This window comes from Xanthocytophaga agilis (assembly GCF_030068605.1).
GTDB classification, from domain to species: domain Bacteria; phylum Bacteroidota; class Bacteroidia; order Cytophagales; family 172606-1; genus Xanthocytophaga; species Xanthocytophaga agilis.
Map to the genome: position 1 here is coordinate 1082070 of NZ_JASJOU010000001.1, position 17540 is coordinate 1099609.

Sequence of the window (17540 nt, forward strand, 5' to 3'; positions counted from 1 at the left end):
GTTTCGCAAAGCACTGAGAATCAATCTATATATTAATTATCCTTATATTATCCAATTATTATCTATTAATTATCTAAAAATATCAATCATTTAAAGCATCATAGATAAACAACTGATTCTGGCTAACGACTTTCTCTGCTTCCTGTAGTCCAGATTGGATGTAAGCCATACTGTTTGCTTGCTTGTACAGCTCAACTTCTCGTGTTTCAATATTGTATCGGTCCTTAAAAACCATTACGAAATGCTTACTCTTGTCAAAAATTACGGCTGAAGAAGGGACAGAAAGCATCTGTTTATCCTCGTTAAAATGTAGTGTCACAGTTGCATTCATCTCTGGCTTCAAGGCATAATCCGGATTTTGCAGTTTCACTCGTACCTTCATCGTCTTTGTTTCCGGATCCAGAATGTTAAAAATACGGTCTACTTTCCCGTGGAATATTTTATCGCCATAACTAATGGTTTGTACATCGGCCTCCATTCCTACTTTTATGCGGGCAATGTCTGTCTCATAGACGTTTGCAGACACCCATACATCATTGATCTGCGCAATCGTGAAAATATTTTCGGCATTATCAGACCGTAACTGCATATCCCGGTTGATATGTTTTTCAATCACAAATCCGCTAATGGGCGCTTTTACCTGATATTCTGATTGCTTACCCAGTCCGTAGATTCTGAAGATTTCCTGAATACGATTCAATTCGGCTTGTGATTTTTCAACTTCTTTTCGTGCAGCAGTCACATCCCGCTCAGAGTTCAGTTTACTTTCAAATAAATCTTCTGCAACACGAAGATTTTTCTGGTCCATCAGAAGATCACTTTGGGCATCAATCATTTGTCTTTCATAGTCAGCTACTTCTCCGCTGCGTATCACTGCCAGAATCTGACCTTTTTCGACATAGTCACCTAATTCCGCATTCACATCCATTACATTCCCTCCTACCAGCGGAAATACCTCAACCAATTTGTTATCGTCTGGAGTGATTTTCCCAATCAGTTTTAGTTCTGCCTTTACAGGTTCTGTTTTCGCGACGGTTATTTTTACCCGTGATAACATGGTATCACTCAACACAAAAGTGGATTTCTCTTCTTTATGCTCCGGAGGGGATTGCTTGCAGCCAATAAGTCCTGTAAAACAAGACACCAATACGAAATAGATTCTCAGATTCATTGTATAGAATAATTAGATTAGACAATGTGACTTAACATAAGTTTTCTACTTTTAACGGAAGAGCTCAACTCCCACGACATAGTTTAACTCCTCAAAGGATTCAATACGGGCAATTCGCAATCGGTTTAGTTGCTCTATACTCTGGTTATAGGCTTCAAACAAGTCTACAAATTCCAGTAAGGACACATTCTGTTTCCGGAAGCTTGTCAGTACACCTGTATTTAATTGCTCAAACTGAGTCCTGAAGTTGGTATCTACCTTTTTGTATTCATCTTCTATCTGACGTAGCTTATTGAGTGATGCAGCCACTTCATTCCGTACTTCCAGTTGTTTGTTTTGCTGTTGCAATTGCATCATAGAAGCCTCACTCTTAGCCATTTTTATATTTCCCTGATTGCGGTTAAATACAGGTAGATCCAACCCTACTGTAAGAGCCAGATAATGAGGAATGTAACTACCTGCCTGGTCATAACTTGCACCAATGGATAAGTCAGGAATTGCCAGGCTCTTCTGAAGACGATAGTGCATTTCTGCTTGCTTTACCTGACTTTCCACTATATGCAGGTCTGACCGATTGGTGATGGCAAGATCTATCAGGTTCTGTGATTGTGTTTTCTGGAAATCATATTGCTGCATCATACTTTCATCCAGTATCGGTACAACCGGACGGCTTGTTTGCAGCAATAGCTGCAACTGAAGGTGTTCGTTTGCAATGGAAGCCAGCAACTGTGTCTTATCATTATTCAATTGATAGTAAGCAGCTTTCAAGCGCACTACATCTTTCAGAGAGATATTATTTTTATTGTATTGCGTCTCTAAAGCAGAAATAGTATTATCCAATACAGCAAGCTGATTCGTAAAACGTTCGATAGTTTGTGTAGAAAAAGCTATATGATAAAAGCTCCGACGCAACTCAAATTTCAGTGTACGTAACAGATCATAAAAAGCAAACTCAGACATTCGTGTGTTTTCTCTGGACATTGCTACTCTCTTATTTCGCTTACCTGCTAACACAACCAACTGCTGAATACTAAATGTTTTCTGTCCGGCTGATCCTACATCCAGTACTTTCCGGTTTAGGTTATTGTACAAGCTCCATTCAGTAGAAAGTTGTGGATTATCCCATAGCTTTGTTTGAGCCAATTGCGCTTTTGAGGCTTCGATAGCATATTTCTCTGCCAGTAATCGTAGATTCTGATTCAGAAAAATACTATCTGCCTGATTCAATGAGATACGAAGCGTATCCTGGGCTTGCACTACACCGATCTGTATAAAAAATAAACACAAAGAGATCCCTAGCCACCTGTCAGGCAGCTTTTTCCATTTCAGTACATTCATAAATTGAAATACAAGTTTGGCAGTTAGCCTCCTACTTTACTGGATTAGAGTAGGTTAGAAAATAATTAATCTAGATGGTAATTCTGTTTAGGTCAGATTAGCTGTATACCTGAAAGTCGAAAAAATACGGTTAATGGACACTTATTAACCGTATTTTGAAATCAACCGTTAGCAACAGGCGCTAATAGAATGAGACAAAAAAAGGATAGGAACCTTAAAATGGGCTTAAGAAAAACTTAAAAAAAACTTAAAATTGGTGTGGCAGTACTAATGAAAAAATATTAATCTGATTATCAGATACTTGATAAGATATAGTCCCTCCATGTGCTTCAATAATTCTCCGCACCATAGACAAACCTAATCCAAAACCTCTTTTTCCGCTGGCATTTTGCCCTCTGAAGAAGGGTTGAAAGATACGGGAAGTCTCTGTATCAGACAAAGGCGATCCTTCATTAAAGAATTGAATAAGAATCCGATCCTTTTGTGCGTGGATTAATACCTGAGCGGACTGATTATCAGAATATTTACAGGCATTTTCAATTAGGTTGACAAAGCTATTTTTCAGCATTAACCCCTGTCCCTGCACAGTCAGAAGAGTATCATCATCCGGAATTTCCTGAAAACCAACACTTACTATTGCCTGTGGTAAATGCATTTTTACATCCTCAACAGCCTCAAACAATAATTCATCAATACGAACACGTTGTGCATCTGCTTCCAGCCGGATCTTATCATACCTGGCCAGGAGCAATAAAGAGTTGGTGATGTTGGTGAGTTTATCCAGGTCTTCCTGCAAGGAAGCTAATAGGGCTTGGTATTCTTCTATTGAGCGGGATTTCTTACGAGCGGCCTCTAATTGAGCGACTAATGTAGCCAAGGGAGTTCTTAGTTCATGTGAGGCATGTTGCACAAAGTTTTTCTGGGTTTCAAAAGCCAATGACAGCCTGTCCAGCATGTAATTAAAATTTTGTGCTAATCGGTTTATCTCCTCATCTCTGTTCTCAATAGTTAATTTCTCCTGCAGGTTAGTCGCATTGATACGTGCAATCTTTTCATTCAGCAATTCGACAGGTTTGAATGTTTGCTGCACATAATAATAGCCAGCTACGCCTGTCAGAAGCATTCCCAGACTTCCAGCAATAGCAAGTGTATAAATCAGATTATTTAGTTTGCGTCTCCCGTATTTGTCATAGGCAGATGCAATGACCACATTGTTCTGGCCTTTTTCATTGTAAAATAACCCAATGATCTCACTTTCTTTGTCTGTATACTCAATCTTATGTTGTTCGCGGATGTGTTGCAGCAGTGTAGGAGAATAGTTTACCTTGTGATCATCTATACTACTGTAGATCAATCTGTTTTGAGGGTCAAATACCAGTACTTTTTCTTCGTATAATTTATTAATGGTGTTCTGATCAATTATTTTCAATATATCATTATCAATCTCCCGAACGTCAATCAGCAACCGGGCAGTATTGAGAGCCTTCTCTTCCAGGCGATCATAGAATTCTTCTTTTCGAAAAGAAGAATAAAATAAATAGGTTATTAAAGAAGTGATGAGCAGAATAATAGCTACCAACCCACTGAATAGTACAGCCAGTCGTACTTTATGCGGTACTATAATTTTATGCTGAAACATCTTTCAGATAATAGCCAAACCCCGGCTTGGTATGAATAAGTTTTCTATCAAAAGGTTTATCAATTTTATTTCGCAGGAAGCTAATATAGACTTCAATGGTATTTGTTCCTGTATCAAAATTCACATCCCACACTTTTTCAGCTATTTCCACTTTGGAGACTACCCTTCCATTTGCCTGAGCCAGTAATTCCAGCAGAGAAAACTCCCGCATGGTCAACTCTATCTCTTTACCTCCCCTTCTGGCTTTTTTTTCCAACAAATCAATCTGCAAGTCAGCCACCATTATTTTCTCTTCCAATGCTGTATGTTGTACAGACCGTTTCAAGAACACCTGAATACGTGCCAGTAATTCCTGAAAGTGAAAAGGCTTTACCAGATAGTCATCAGCTCCTGCATCAAAGGCCAGTATCTTATCATCCAGTTCGCCTAACGCAGTTAACATAATAATCGGTATATCCTTATTCTGTTGTCGAAACAATTTACACAACTCAAATCCATTCTTATAAGGCAGGTTCACATCTAATATAACCAACTGATAATCAATGCTTTTATATAGTCTCTCTGCGACAGTTCCATCAAAAGCTACCTGCACATCAAATCCGGAGTCTGTCAATGTTTCCCGAATATTTGCTGCCAGTTTGGGTTCATCTTCTGCCAGGAGGATTTTTGTATTCATAGTCTGGTAAAATTATGATGCTGCTTACATAAATTTATACAATCTGTAAAATCAGAATAATGTGTGTAAATCGCTTCAATCTATACTAGTTGACAAAATACGAATATACAGAAAACAAAAAAGCGGCAGATTATACTATAATCCTGCCGCTCTCATGTAAATTTCAAATATTATTGACGAAGATCTGCCATTATCTTTTTAGGTTTCTCAAGAGGCACTTCTTCTACATCGGCAAATACACGGCCGCAATGTTCACAAACAATAATTTTCTTCTTCTCACGGATTTCAACCTGACGTTGGGGAGGAACAATATTAAAGCAACCACCACAGGCACCACGTCTTACCAACACTACAGCTAAGCCATTTTGTGCATTGGAACGAATTTTAGTGTATGACCGTAGTAAACGATCTTCAATTTGTTCTGCCTGCTTTTCACGTTCAGCTATCAAACGTTTCTCTTCTTCTTGATTTTCAGATGTAATTACATCCAACTCTTTTTTCTTATTGTCCAGATCTTTCTTCCGTTCACTAAGCGTGTTTTGTACGCCCTGAATCTCATCTTTCTTCCGATTGATTTTGCTATTTGCTTCACCAATACGCTTATCAGAAAGCTCCATCTCCAGATTTTGTAATTCTATTTCCTTGCTGATGGCATCATATTCGCGATTATTACGCACATTCATCTGCTGATCTTTGTATTTGTTGATCAGCTTCTCTGCGTCTTTCTTAGCCAGTCGGTGTTGCTCGATTTCTCCATCCAGCACATCTATTTCCTTCTCAAATTTTCCGATACGTGTCTGATAGCCGGCAATCTCATCTTCCAGATCCTGAACTTCTTCAGGAAGATCACCGCGAATTTTCAGAATTTCGTCTAATTTGGAATCAATGGTTTGGAGATGGAGAAGAGCTTCGAGTTTTTGAGCAACAGTAAGTTCCATATATGATTATTAGAATTGGGATTGAGTTTAAGTCACTCAATTATCTATACAAATAGTATGCTTTACAGGTAAAAAACAGGGTTCGTAGTAGTTTCTGACAAATTGACCGCAATATTACTTATTTTTTTTGACAAATGCGCAAAAATTAAATCTTTTGTAAAAACTTCACTTTCATAATGTCCTATGTCTGCCAGCACGATACGTTTGTCGGCATCAAAGAACTCATGGTATTTGACATCTGAGGTAATAAATATATCTGCTCCAGCCCGGAGAGCATCATTCAATAAAAATATTCCGGCACCTCCGCATACAGCTACTTTCTGAATGGGCTTGTCACGTAAAGCAGTGTAACGGATACATCCGGTTTGCATTTTTGCTTTTAAGAAGTGTAGAAAAGCTGTTTCTGTCACAGGCTCTGCTAGGGTACCTATCGCACCAGATCCTACTTCCTGATTCTCATTTTCCAGGTTTGTGACGTAATAGGCAATTTCTTCATAGGGATGTGCTTGTCTCATAGCTGCCAGTACCTTTCCCACCAGATGAGTTGGAAACATGACCTCTATGCGATTCTCAGTTACTTCCTCAGGCTGATTGGCTTGTCCTATGTAAGGATTGGCTATTTCGTTTGGTGTAAAAGAACCTGTACCAGTCACCCGAAAGCTACACCCGGAATAGTTTCCAATTATCCCAGCCCCGGCACTGCTAAGTGCATCCAGCAAAACTTTCGTATCCTCTACTGGTACAAACACAACCAGCTTCTGCAAAGTTTGTTTTTTAGGAGATAAAATCTGAATATTCTGTAATCCCAGGCGTGAGGCGATATGAAAATTCACTCCATTGTGCACATTGTCCAGATTTGTGTGGGTAGCATAAATGGCAATATTATTCTGTATGGCCTTTACAATAGTTCGTCCAATATAATTAGTACGATTAATCTTTTTTAGTCCTTTAAATATAATAGGGTGATGGGCTATTACCAGATTGCATCCTTTGGCAATGGCTTCATCTATGACCTCTTCTGTAGTATCCAGGCTAATCAATATCCCTTTTACAGCATCTGCTGCATCTCCTACCAGTAATCCTGCATTGTCATAACTTTCCTGATAGGCTAGTGGAGCCCATGTTTCCATTATTTTTATTACATCTGCAATACGTGTCATCTTATAAGAATCCCTTGTTGGTTTAAATCCTGAAATAGTAAAAAATGTATTTACGGTTACGAGAAAAATATGTCCTCTCAACACTTATTTGTAAAAAATATTAGCCAAACATACATGTTTCCTTGGCCTTTTATTTATCCTTTTATTCGCTGATAAACAAACTAATTACACAAATTTTCACAAAAACAAACTGGCAATAATACATTGATTTTCATTCTGATAATACTTTTTTATCAGAATAATTGCCTAAAATGCAATTTTTTTTTACTATCTTTGCGTAAAATTTGTGTGGTTTAAGATTTTCTGCTCCTCCATTTTAGTTCATCATAACCTTCTTAAGATATATGAGCAAACTCCGAGTTCTTTATGTAGCTACCGAGATTAATCCCTTCCTCCAAACCTCTGAAGTTGCTGATTTTGTAAGAAGACTTCCTCAAGCCATGCAAGAGCGTGGTATGGAAATCCGAATATTAGTTCCAAGGTTTGGTTTAATAAATGAAAGGAAAAACCGGCTACATGAAGTAGTAAGACTTTCCGGTATCAACATTGCAGTGGGAGATGAAGAAAAGCCTTTAATCATTAAAGTAGCATCTATTCCAAATGCTAAATTACAGGTCTATTTTATAGACAACGAAGATTACTTCCATCGTAAATCTGTCTTCTTTGATAAAGACAATCGGTTCCATCCCGATAACGATGAAAGAGCTATCTTTTTCTGTAAAGGTGTATTGGAAACTGTAAAGAAACTGGGATGGTCACCTGACATTGTACATTGCAATGACTGGATGACTAGCCTGATCCCAATGTATTTGAAAACAACGTACAAAAATGATCCGATGTTTAAAAATACAAAATCTGTATTTACTGTGTATAACAGTTTCTTTACACATAAATTTGACGAACAGGATTTGTTGGAAAAAGTAAAAATGATGGATATCGAAGACGGTATGTTATCGTATCTGAAAACAGCCGACTATTCAGCATTTATTCGCACAGGGATGGCTTATGCAGATGTAGTGCTTAAAGCGGAAGAACGTTTCAATGACAAACTGACTCAGTTATTTGCTGAGTTCGATGAGAAGAAAATAAACTACATCGAACCCAATGAAGAAACATTCAGTGATTCCTACTATAACTTGTATAATGAGTTATTTAGTTAAGGTTTCTTTCCGAATAGACACTGGTAAAACAAAAAGACTCTGCTTATCCAAGCAGAGTCTTTTTGTTTTTATACCCTTATACTTCCTCAGTGTTTTAATTTGGATACAATCTCTTTCAGATTTAATCCTGTCGAAAAGAGATTCTCATACGCACCGGCAATCGCATGGTGTTTGTCCAGCAGATAGGTAGTTCGTCGGGTAAAGAAGGGCATATCCTTCGGCACCAGATCATAACTCTTACCTACCGTTCCATCCGCATCAGAGAGCAGTTCAAATGGCAACTTAAATTCTTCCCGAAACCGCAGATGGGTTTCAATGTCATCACGACTGATACCAATTACCTGAACATCCAGTTCTCTGAGTAAATCAAAAGTATCCCGAAAACCACAAGCCTGCTCTGTACAAACAGGAGTAAAATCCTTGGGATAGAAATAAAGAATGCAAGGCTTGAGCAGCATATCCTTGTACAAGGTAAACGTTTTACCTGAGGTAGAAGGCAATGTAAAATTAGGAGCTTTGTCTTTTATGTGTAACATGTAACAGTGTGCGTAAATAGTCGTTGAGATCGTAAAGTGGTTCAAATATCAGCAATCAGTTTTACGCATAGCAGTTAATATACTGCAAATCATTACATGATCAGAAAAAAACACTTTCCTATTCTATCATCCTACTGGTATGTATATTCAGCCTTATACTGCCTCATATTTTCTCTGGAAATAAAATAAAACTTCAAAACAATGATGTACCAAAGGATGCTTATATTGAAAATATCTGATAACTCTCTACAAACGTATCGTTATACTTTGGATGGAAGTTACCTGTCCTGAACCAGGAAGTACATATTTAATGGTGACCGGATAGCTTCCTTTTTCAAGATTGGTATAGCCCTTCACAGTTCGTAACCGTTCCCAGCCGGGTCCGGAAGGCACTTTAACGTCCAGATATCTCGCGATTGCCTTATTGGTAAGTTCGCTGTAATCCTGAAGCACATAGTAATCCAGGTAATACCCAAGTAGTATCTGCCCCCCCTGTGCAGCAGCATATCCGGCACTTACCTGATTGTCTGTCAGACGATAGGTTGATTGCCCGTTCATGTATTGCAGTTTTACCCCTTTTAATGGAGGAACACCCGTTTGGGCAGCAGATGGCCGGGATACAGTCACGGTGTTATCCAACGGATAGTGTTCATACAACAATGGATAGATCGTTTTACTGTACCAGTTGTTGTCAGGAGAAGCCTCTACCTGTACCAAAGGTTGTACAGTTCCGTTGCCTTTCATTTCGGCTTCGTCAAATGTTTCCTCTCCTGTCATTACTTTGCCTATCACCAGTGTATTGCCTGAAGCAATATCCAGTCGGTCCTGTCTGTCAGAAAGTGCATTAAACTTGTCTGCCAGTGTGTTATACATACTGGTACGGAAAGCACTTGCATACAGATTTTTCTCCACATTATTGACAGCAGTACCTTCCAGTGTATTGCTAGTCACCTCCACGGTATTATCACCTGAAACCTTCTCGGATGAGCTTCTTTTTACATTGGCGTCTACCGCTTCACTGGCCTGAGGAGTTTTGATCAGTGTCAGTTTGTATACAGTTGCATTTGTCAATGCCTCTGGAAGGGCAAATAACACAGTAGATTCACTTTTTTGATACGAAAGAGGAGATTCTACTATCGTACCGCTACCTGCTTCAAAACGGGTTGTGTATTTCCAGCTGGTTACATTATCTTTTTCGTCAAACAAATACGCTTGTCCCTTTTTCAGTTTGATGTATCCTTGACCGTGTTCTTTTTTATAGAGGTGATACTGATTCTTTACCGGATAGCTGTAGGCTATATTTTCTTCCGGAATATAATCAGGAGCTTTTCCCGTTACAAAGTTGCTTTCTTTCACTTCATAGTCAATCTGTCCATTCTCATCTTTCAGGGCTGTCCATCCACTTTGTTCCTTCTTTTCCCAGTGGATTTTTGCACGCACAATCAGAGAAGTTTCCTGAGGCAATGTTTCCGGTGTATTTAGTGCTACCACATCCATTCCTTCATTCCATTCCAATACAGCATTTACAACCTGTTTATTCTGGACGATCTTAATTTCATCTGTCACAATGCGGTAGGTATTCAGCTGATCCTGATTATTCATCATATTCAGTTCTGATCCTACCTTTGTATTGAATGATACCTGAGGAGCTGCAAACACACTCACATCCTGGCTGCTTGCAGCTGGTGAAATGTCAGCGATAACCTCAATATCTCCCAGTTCATTGCCAGGAGCAATAATTTCGCATTCTTCTCCAACAGTAAAGGTCAGATTCACTTTACCTTTGACCAGTCCACCCAGAATAGAATATTTTCCGGCTATACCACCCCGCATCCAGGTTGGATTAGGTAACTTTGCCTGAAGTAAAGCAGCTGCGCCCAAACTAATGATATCAAAGGATCTTTTTCTTTTTCCTACCCGAATGCCCACTTTACCGGAAAGGAAGATATAGGCCTGTCCGGAAGCATACCATCCATTCATCCCCAACGTGCCTGATCGTCCGCTACAGGTAGCTTTTTCGCCGTAGTTTCTCAGCATAACATCTGCCCCGCCACCGAGAGCGAGAGAAGCATAGAAAGGAGTTACCTCTACACTTTTGGCTACCTTGATATGTACACCCAGTGCAAACCCTTTTCCGGATGAAATAGCATTTTCATCCCGCATGAAGTTCAGATCTATATTATCAAACACTTCTGCCACTTCCGAAGGAGGTAAAGGCAGATCTTCTACTTTGGTTCCTATCATAAAGTAGGCTTTGGCAGTAGCGATATTTGCCATATTCACACCCAACATCTGGCTGGGACGTCCCACATAGATATACCAGTCCTGTGGATCCGCATGTATTACGATTTCTCCTATCAACCCATTGGCACCTGTACCCCGAATCACATTCTGCACATTCAGGTACCCCTTCATATTAGCATGTAACACATCATTGTCATTGTCAAACCGCATAGCCATGCTAACATAGAGCGGCACTGTGGTTTTGCCTTCGGCACCCCGTGCACGGGACTGTACAGCGGTAAAGAAGTAACCATCTCCCTTAAACTCTACATACCGCAATCCTCCTCCCTGATTAAAGGCCGCTTCCAGTGTTACATCCGCATTAAAGGCTTTGTCAGATCCGGTGATCAGTGTAACTCCAGCCATAAAGCCCAGCGAAGCAGTTGAATCCGGAACATAGGTAAACTCGGCTCCACTGTTGCGGGTTTCTGTATTGTTTGGGTTATTCTGTCGTACAGTATCCGCATTAACGACATTTAGTTTGGAATAATCGGGAACAAAGGCTTTAGGCCGTGTCATGTGATAGGACATTCCTCCCAGAATCCCTGTAATGCTCACAGGAGGAATCACAGGGATATTACCTGTAGGCACATACGCATCCAGATGCCAGTAGCGGTAGGTAGGCATGCTACCAAAGTACGCATTGATCTGAATCGGCTTTTTCATGATCTTCGACAAGGCAAAGGATATATTTCCTCTGAATCCATTGCCATAAACCGGGTCATCATCAAACAGTGTCAGTCGTCCCTCCAGATCAAAGGCAGTCACATGACAGGATACTGAGATATCACTTATCTTTACTTTATCAAATTCCCAATGCTGGGTTTTGGTTTTTATATCGCCATTGGTCTGAGTTCGTTCTTCTACTTTAGCCAACACCTGTACAAAAGTGCGTACCGATAATCCTTTATCGGATGAGTTCTGGGCTCCCATCAGGTTAAGTCCTACCCCAAGTCCCAGTGCAAATTGTCCCTGATAAATCCCAAGCCGGATGGAATCAATACTGACCGGAAACTTAGCCACCCGTGGTTGTGCAATAGTCTGTTTCTTACCTTCCGGGTCTGTAACTGTAATAGAATCTGGCATGGAGCCTGAACCAAACACACCACTCACCAGATAAGGCTTCTGGGTAGTTAGTCCCAGATTCTGGAAATCAATAGACTTTATTTGCAATAAACTTGTCGCTTCAATAGAAAGCACACCATGCAATAGTGCTGAAGGAATCAGTTTGCCATCTCTGGATTCTACCTTGATAGCACTCCCTTTCTTTAAGGTAAGCTTACCAGACCATGGCATGGAATATTCTTTATTCTTCAGAGTCGCCAGACTCATCGAATAGTCCGTAGATTTTTCGGTTTGTATCATCATGGCCTGATACCGTAAGGAATCCTTTCCCAGAAAAGGCACCTGCATGTTCCCAGCAAAACCACCACCAGTCAACCGATTATGTACAAGTTGCACTCCCAAACTATCCACCGAAAACGGCCATCCATCAGCAGACGCATTCAGTATATTTTTCAATCCAAAAAGACCAGACACTCCCAGTTCATCAATGAGCAGGTTACGGGCATTGGCACTGGCTCGTTCACCACGACTTGCCAGCTCTTTGGGTAATTTCACGACAACTTCCTGCAGATAAAATCCTCTCCACAAGGTGATATCTTCTCCATAGGCCTGCTGATAATCCTGCGGGAAACTAAAGCCGGGAGGATTGATGATATCACTCATATCTACTACTGCATTCACGACAGAAAATGAAAAGTCTTTAAGGCCTTTGATCTGAAAGGGTAAAATACTGGTTGAAATCATCATATTATTCAGATCAGTAGCATTCACAGCAAATGTGGCTGTAACGGCAGAAGGTGTATTATCCTGGCTTTCTGCAACATCCGGAATCAGCAATCCTTTGTCAAACGAAAAGATCCCTTTCAGATTAACAGACCGGAACCCATTGCAATCAAACTCTACATAGTTGCTGTTGTCAGACGGGATAGTCAGTGTAACATGCGAGCCGATATCAATGGAATGTTCTGAGACTAGTACCAGACGAGCCAGATTGGTAGATGCCAGACCGGCTGCATTGAATGCAAGTCCCCGGCCAGCAAAGGCGATAGGTTCTGTGGTACCAGGAATAGTGAGCATACAATAGGCTGTAAAGAACCATCCCCGTTCGTTATAGTAGGCGCTATCTATGGCTATCACATATCTGTTTTCGCCTACTGTTTTGACTAGTCCTACAGGTAGTTTGGTAAAATCTCCGGCTGTCAAGGTTTCTGTTGTGCGTCCATTTTCCTGCACAGCCTTACAAACCGCCAGAATTCGTTTATATAATGGAGAAACCAGCTTGCCTTTTATCTCAGGATGTTGAGCATGAAGTGTATCAAATTTCAGAAGGGAAATACTAATTAAAACAAAAGCGCAGACACATACCGAGAGATGTCCCGTTCGCAATTTTCGCATACAACGGTGAGTTTTTTCAGAGAGAATTCTTTTCAGAAGTGGTATTCAAAAGAAATAAAAAATAACAGGACGGGGCGTCAAGGAAATTTACAAACCTTACATGTGTAGGATTGGTGCATATTGTATCAGATCATCAAATTAGGACGATACCCAGCAATAATTTCATTCTTTTACATATGTAATTACAAGCCCCAATATTAATTACATAAATAACTCATAATCAATTATTTATACAACAAAAATTAAAGTAGACAATAGTATGTAAGCTCAGAAAAAAGAAGTATATTTACCTCATTATTCATGTAGCATTTACTACTTTTTCAACCACTATGGCTTATAAAAAATATACCACTGACAGTACCATTCGTAAATATAGATCAGAATACTATCGCCTGATGGCTGAAGAGGCGCGTCTCAATGAACAATTGCATCATATGCTCAAACGCATCCGAAAAATTGCACAAGATGAAAAGCAATCTCTTGCCAATCATATTCATTTAACAAACTTACTGGCCCAGGCAACTCAGCAGAAAGCGGAACTGGAAGCTCAACCAGCATCCAAAGAACGCAACAAGCAACTTAAAAAGGCTGAATCGGTATGGAAGGATCTCACGATTCAATACAAACGCAGCGATCTTCGTCTGGCTGTGCTTGACAGAAAAAAAGATAAGGACAATGCCGCTAAGTATATTTTAAAAGAGCTGAAACGGGATCAGGTGCGTATCCGTGCCAAAGCAGCCTATGACATCTGGAAGAAATCAGAACAGGCAGAGAAATATGAGTTTATGGACTTTGAAATGTTCATAGCATTGCATATTGTAAAAACACAGCAAAAGGCACTGGCTATTACCCAAACAGACGATGTTGCATCCGCCCCAGAGACGGTCTTAACTCAGAAGGAGCATTTTAATCAATCCGTAAATCAACCGATTACTCATAACGCATTTAGTACTATTACAGTAAAACCAACCTATAAGAAGGCATCAGCAACAAATGCCCGAAGCACCTTTGCAGCAATGCACTCAAGGCCACAACATGTTTTCAACAGTTTGTCAGGTATTTATTATCTCACAAGGCAGAGGGCATTTTCCGCCCCATACCAGGCTTTAAACAAAGCAGATAACACTCTGTATAATAACCAATTACGCCTTACAGCTTCATCATAGACTATAGGTATTTTTTATTTATTTTCCTGCTTACTTTTACTGAGCTGTCGGGTTGACTACCTGACAGGCGAGTATCATGTTATCAATGTAACTAACTTAGAATCACTTTTCGAAAACAGAAGCAACTGCCTTTCTGAGCCAGATGCCTTTACGAAGATTGCCAGCTGGAATTGTTTTTCCATCCGCACCCACAAACGGATGAGTCACTGTGCTCCAGATAGTATCTCTGCCTGCCATAAAACGAACCAGACGGCTTACCTGATTGCCACTGATAGAGACTATCTTGCATAAAAAAAGCCCTCGTTTACTAACGAAGGCCTATACTTATTTTCAAAAAATCTACTTAGCCTATTTGAACTGATTATATTTGATCAGATATCTCAAACTCAATCGGACAAGGGGTAATTGAAACATTGGTGAGTTGAGCGGATTCTATCGCTTCTTTTAAGCGCTTTGAGATGACAATTCCATAACGATGAATAGAAATAGCATCTATGTCTCTAAAATCGGGTTTCATTACAGCTCTGCGAAAACCCCAATCTCTCCAGTCCAAAGCGTCTTTTTTTTCTATTAGGTCATTGTAATCCTCTACTATTATTTCATCATCACTTATCCATTTATGTCGTATAAAATTATAATTACCAAAAGATGATTTTCCAAAATCTATATTTTGCTGGTACTTTTCTGTTAATAAATGCCAAACAAAATAAGGGTACTCCTTTTCATTCCATAGAACACTCCCTTCATAAAACTTTGTATTCGGAATAGCAAATTGTTCCAGTAATTCTTTGAATTGCTTTGAAACTGGATACATCAATCCAGCAGGAATATCTTTAATCCAACCATGCAAATCACATATAGCATGAATTTCTTCTGGTGGATGATCACCCACATATAAAGGAATCATACTATGAAAAGAGGTATCCTCTGGCATAAATTGCTGATAGTAAATAATCTTTCTATCTAAAGCATTTTGACTGGGGATATTTTCTGGGTTTAAATCAGGATAGATATAATTTATTGTTTCATCCCGGCCTCCGGTTTGTAAAATAAATCTTTTCATGTTCATTTCAACTATGATGCATTTAATAGGCTTCTCTATAAAAACATCAAGGCCATGCTTTACAAATAAGAATGGCCTTGAAAATAACAATAGCTGTGATTATTTTTTGACAGGAGGTAGTGAACGAGTTGCTTTGACTAATAACTCTTCTCCTTGTGGAGTAAAAGCATCGTATGGGCTTTCTCCTACCTGAATTAACAATCCATCGTGAATGCGTTCTGTTTTCAGTAAAGGATTAGCTTCTAAAGCTTCCATACCTCCTTGAAGTTCTAATTCCTCTTTTCCAAAGTACTGAAGCCAATTTAAACAGGTAAGATTTTTAGTGCGTAGTTCAAAACCGAAATTATTAAGAAGAATCTCATTGTATATTTCATTGAATCTACATAACGCAAAGTCACAAGAAGAGATTTGCCGCAGTAAACCGACAAAAATACTTAACAGATTATTTTTGTTGATATCTCTTTGTATTAAAATATCGCTCTTAATAGAGATAGAGATTGATGATAAATTGTAGTCCTGATTTATTATTATACAAGCGTTTTCATCTACATCATTATCAATTACAATTTGATAATACTTTTCATTTTTCTTATTTGAGTCTAAAACAGAAAGCAATTCTTGATCTATGAAAGAATTGATATTAGCACTTTTCCATGTTAAAGAGGAATTGGTATATTGTATTTTTTTGGATTTGGCAAATTATTGATTGACAAAATTTCCAATATTGGAAAAAATTTATCTTTTCCTCTAAAAGAATTTCCATTAACTAAAAACTTCAAATAAATATCATCTTTTTTCATAAAGTTATGTTTATATAGGCTTTTTCAAACCATTAGTATCAATATAAAAAATCTCAAAAAACCTCTTATCTCCATCAAATGGATCATTAATAATATTTTTATTACTTAATGCTATACTTTGTTTACTAAAAACGTATTCAATTTTAATGATTTTTGTTTTTGCTACCTCCTTAACGATCTGTCCATATCGGATGAGCTGAGCTAAGGGTTCTCCACTTAATAAACCATCAATATACTTCAATTCTACACCAACTATATGACTAGTTTGATACAAAAAAGCCCTTGTTAATACAAGGGCAGTATTAAGTGATAATTATCTATTTATGCCTGTAGGACTCTTTAGTAGTATCTCTATCAAAAAAATTATAAAATCTATTCATTTCTGTATCAATCATAAAAGTCAAAAACAAGAATAGAACTATATTTTCTTAAGAAGCATCATTCATCACTAATTCAATATTTTTCAAAATGTCATCACTTTGAAGATCTGTAAATTTTACCCCTATAATATGCTGATCTTCTATAGTTTGCTTTAAGCGCTCACTCACAACTATTTGTCCTTGCAAAGCAAACATATCATATATGATTCCTGGCTTAAAAAAGGCCTTAATCAGTTTTAAACCAGACTTTCGTTCCTTACGTTCTTGCTTATCTCTGAGCTTATAGCCTTCTATTGATATTATCTCTCCTGGTTTTAAGATTTCGTCTGGAATATTCTGCCCATATTTAAAAACGCCAAATACAGATTTATTATACTCTATATCTTCAAGTGTATTTTGGATAAAATGAAAGACATAATAAGAATGTTTTTGCCATTCATCATCTCGCACATATGCTTCATAGAAACGATGAGGAGGAAGAAGAAATGTTTGTTTCTCCAATATCCCTTTTAATTGCGGGGAAATAATTAAACAATATGCCCATGCCCGTCCCAACCCCCATGAATAAAAATCTCGCAGGCCTCTTACATGACCATCAAGTTCTCTATCGAATGGTAATTTTAATCTAATTAATTCGTTATTAGGCTCATAAAAATTATCAAAAGAAAACAAATTTTGATAGTAGTCTCTATCTACTTCCACATCATTTGTTTGCACTTCAAATGGATTATTATCAATAAAGTCTGAGTCTACTTTAAAGTAAATCATTG

General features: G+C 38.6%; 15 protein-coding genes. 2 read left to right on the plus strand and 13 right to left on the minus strand.

Going from position 1 to position 17540, the window contains the following annotated elements; genetic code table 11:
• Positions 1-82 precede the first annotated feature (82 nt).
• The 6 genes from QNI22_RS04515 to QNI22_RS04540 form a co-directional block, all read right to left on the minus strand.
• On the minus strand, positions 83-1171 hold the full coding sequence (locus QNI22_RS04515) for an efflux RND transporter periplasmic adaptor subunit (RefSeq protein ID WP_314509437.1): 1089 nt from the start codon (positions 1169-1171) through the stop codon (positions 83-85).
• A 51-nt stretch (positions 1172-1222) separates the two neighbouring features.
• Positions 1223-2509 carry a TolC family protein gene (locus tag QNI22_RS04520; protein ID WP_313993261.1) on the minus strand — a complete coding sequence of 429 codons (1287 nt, stop codon included), beginning with the start codon at positions 2507-2509 and terminating at the stop codon, positions 1223-1225.
• A 247-nt stretch (positions 2510-2756) separates the two neighbouring features.
• On the minus strand, positions 2757-4148 hold the full coding sequence (locus tag QNI22_RS04525) for an ATP-binding protein (RefSeq protein WP_313993264.1): 1392 nt from the start codon (positions 4146-4148) through the stop codon (positions 2757-2759).
• Entirely contained in the window at positions 4135-4824 is a 690-nt protein-coding gene (locus QNI22_RS04530; protein WP_314509438.1) for a response regulator transcription factor, read from the minus strand. Before QNI22_RS04530 ends, QNI22_RS04525 begins: the two co-directional genes overlap by 14 nt.
• A gap of 170 nt (positions 4825-4994) precedes the next feature.
• Entirely contained in the window at positions 4995-5762 is a 768-nt protein-coding gene (locus QNI22_RS04535; protein ID WP_314509439.1) for a zinc ribbon domain-containing protein, read from the minus strand.
• A 62-nt stretch (positions 5763-5824) separates the two neighbouring features.
• Positions 5825-6922, minus strand: a complete 1098-nt coding sequence (locus QNI22_RS04540; RefSeq protein ID WP_314509441.1) for a Nif3-like dinuclear metal center hexameric protein — start codon at positions 6920-6922, stop codon at positions 5825-5827.
• A gap of 344 nt (positions 6923-7266) precedes the next feature.
• Between QNI22_RS04540 and QNI22_RS04545 the strand changes: the two genes are divergently transcribed.
• Positions 7267-8082 (plus strand): glycogen/starch synthase, encoded by an 816-nt coding sequence (locus QNI22_RS04545; protein WP_313984675.1) that lies wholly within the window; start codon positions 7267-7269, stop codon positions 8080-8082.
• An 86-nt stretch (positions 8083-8168) separates the two neighbouring features.
• Here QNI22_RS04545 and QNI22_RS04550 read toward each other — a convergent pair whose 3' ends face one another.
• Together QNI22_RS04550 and QNI22_RS04555 are read right to left on the minus strand one after the other, a co-directional pair.
• Positions 8169-8618, minus strand: coding sequence for a peroxiredoxin (locus QNI22_RS04550; RefSeq protein ID WP_313984677.1), 450 nt, complete (start codon positions 8616-8618; stop codon positions 8169-8171).
• A gap of 246 nt (positions 8619-8864) precedes the next feature.
• Complete coding sequence (locus tag QNI22_RS04555; protein ID WP_314509443.1) at positions 8865-13361, minus strand: hypothetical protein; 4497 nt, start codon at positions 13359-13361, stop codon at positions 8865-8867.
• A 329-nt stretch (positions 13362-13690) separates the two neighbouring features.
• Between QNI22_RS04555 and QNI22_RS04560 the strand changes: the two genes are divergently transcribed.
• The gene (locus QNI22_RS04560) at positions 13691-14527 is read left to right on the plus strand and encodes a hypothetical protein (protein WP_314509444.1); all 837 of its coding nucleotides are present in this window, start codon (positions 13691-13693) and stop codon (positions 14525-14527) included.
• Positions 14528-14629: 102 nt separating this feature from the next.
• Here QNI22_RS04560 and QNI22_RS04565 read toward each other — a convergent pair whose 3' ends face one another.
• The 5 genes from QNI22_RS04565 to QNI22_RS04585 all read right to left on the minus strand — a co-directional run bounded on the left by QNI22_RS04565 (position 14630) and on the right by QNI22_RS04585 (position 17538).
• Entirely contained in the window at positions 14630-14764 is a 135-nt protein-coding gene (locus tag QNI22_RS04565) for a hypothetical protein (RefSeq protein ID WP_314509445.1), read from the minus strand.
• A 124-nt stretch (positions 14765-14888) separates the two neighbouring features.
• Complete coding sequence (locus QNI22_RS04570) at positions 14889-15590, minus strand: hypothetical protein (RefSeq protein WP_314509446.1); 702 nt, start codon at positions 15588-15590, stop codon at positions 14889-14891.
• A 99-nt stretch (positions 15591-15689) separates the two neighbouring features.
• Positions 15690-16205, minus strand: coding sequence for a hypothetical protein (locus QNI22_RS04575; RefSeq protein ID WP_314509447.1), 516 nt, complete (start codon positions 16203-16205; stop codon positions 15690-15692).
• Positions 16206-16400: 195 nt separating this feature from the next.
• Positions 16401-16664 (minus strand): hypothetical protein, encoded by a 264-nt coding sequence (locus tag QNI22_RS04580; RefSeq protein ID WP_314509448.1) that lies wholly within the window; start codon positions 16662-16664, stop codon positions 16401-16403.
• A 154-nt stretch (positions 16665-16818) separates the two neighbouring features.
• On the minus strand, positions 16819-17538 hold the full coding sequence (locus QNI22_RS04585; RefSeq protein ID WP_314509449.1) for a hypothetical protein: 720 nt from the start codon (positions 17536-17538) through the stop codon (positions 16819-16821).
• Positions 17539-17540: the final 2 nt, after the last annotated feature.

What these genes read in the sequence shown, in the direction of transcription:
- QNI22_RS04515 (WP_314509437.1), bottom strand. Translation starts at nt 1,171, where the DNA reads ATGAATCTGAGAATCTATTTCGTATTGGTGTCTTGTTTTACAGGACTT.
- QNI22_RS04520 (WP_313993261.1), bottom strand. Translation starts at nt 2,509, where the DNA reads ATGAATGTACTGAAATGGAAAAAGCTGCCTGACAGGTGGCTAGGGATC.
- QNI22_RS04525 (WP_313993264.1), bottom strand. Translation starts at nt 4,148, where the DNA reads ATGTTTCAGCATAAAATTATAGTACCGCATAAAGTACGACTGGCTGTA.
- QNI22_RS04530 (WP_314509438.1), bottom strand. Translation starts at nt 4,824, where the DNA reads ATGAATACAAAAATCCTCCTGGCAGAAGATGAACCCAAACTGGCAGCA.
- QNI22_RS04535 (WP_314509439.1), bottom strand. Translation starts at nt 5,762, where the DNA reads ATGGAACTTACTGTTGCTCAAAAACTCGAAGCTCTTCTCCATCTCCAA.
- QNI22_RS04540 (WP_314509441.1), bottom strand. Translation starts at nt 6,922, where the DNA reads ATGACACGTATTGCAGATGTAATAAAAATAATGGAAACATGGGCTCCA.
- QNI22_RS04545 (WP_313984675.1), top strand. Translation starts at nt 7,267, where the DNA reads ATGAGCAAACTCCGAGTTCTTTATGTAGCTACCGAGATTAATCCCTTC.
- QNI22_RS04550 (WP_313984677.1), bottom strand. Translation starts at nt 8,618, where the DNA reads ATGTTACACATAAAAGACAAAGCTCCTAATTTTACATTGCCTTCTACC.
- QNI22_RS04555 (WP_314509443.1), bottom strand. Translation starts at nt 13,361, where the DNA reads ATGCGAAAATTGCGAACGGGACATCTCTCGGTATGTGTCTGCGCTTTT.
- QNI22_RS04560 (WP_314509444.1), top strand. Translation starts at nt 13,691, where the DNA reads ATGGCTTATAAAAAATATACCACTGACAGTACCATTCGTAAATATAGA.
- QNI22_RS04565 (WP_314509445.1), bottom strand. Translation starts at nt 14,764, where the DNA reads ATGGCAGGCAGAGATACTATCTGGAGCACAGTGACTCATCCGTTTGTG.
- QNI22_RS04570 (WP_314509446.1), bottom strand. Translation starts at nt 15,590, where the DNA reads ATGAAAAGATTTATTTTACAAACCGGAGGCCGGGATGAAACAATAAAT.
- QNI22_RS04585 (WP_314509449.1), bottom strand. Translation starts at nt 17,538, where the DNA reads ATGATTTACTTTAAAGTAGACTCAGACTTTATTGATAATAATCCATTT.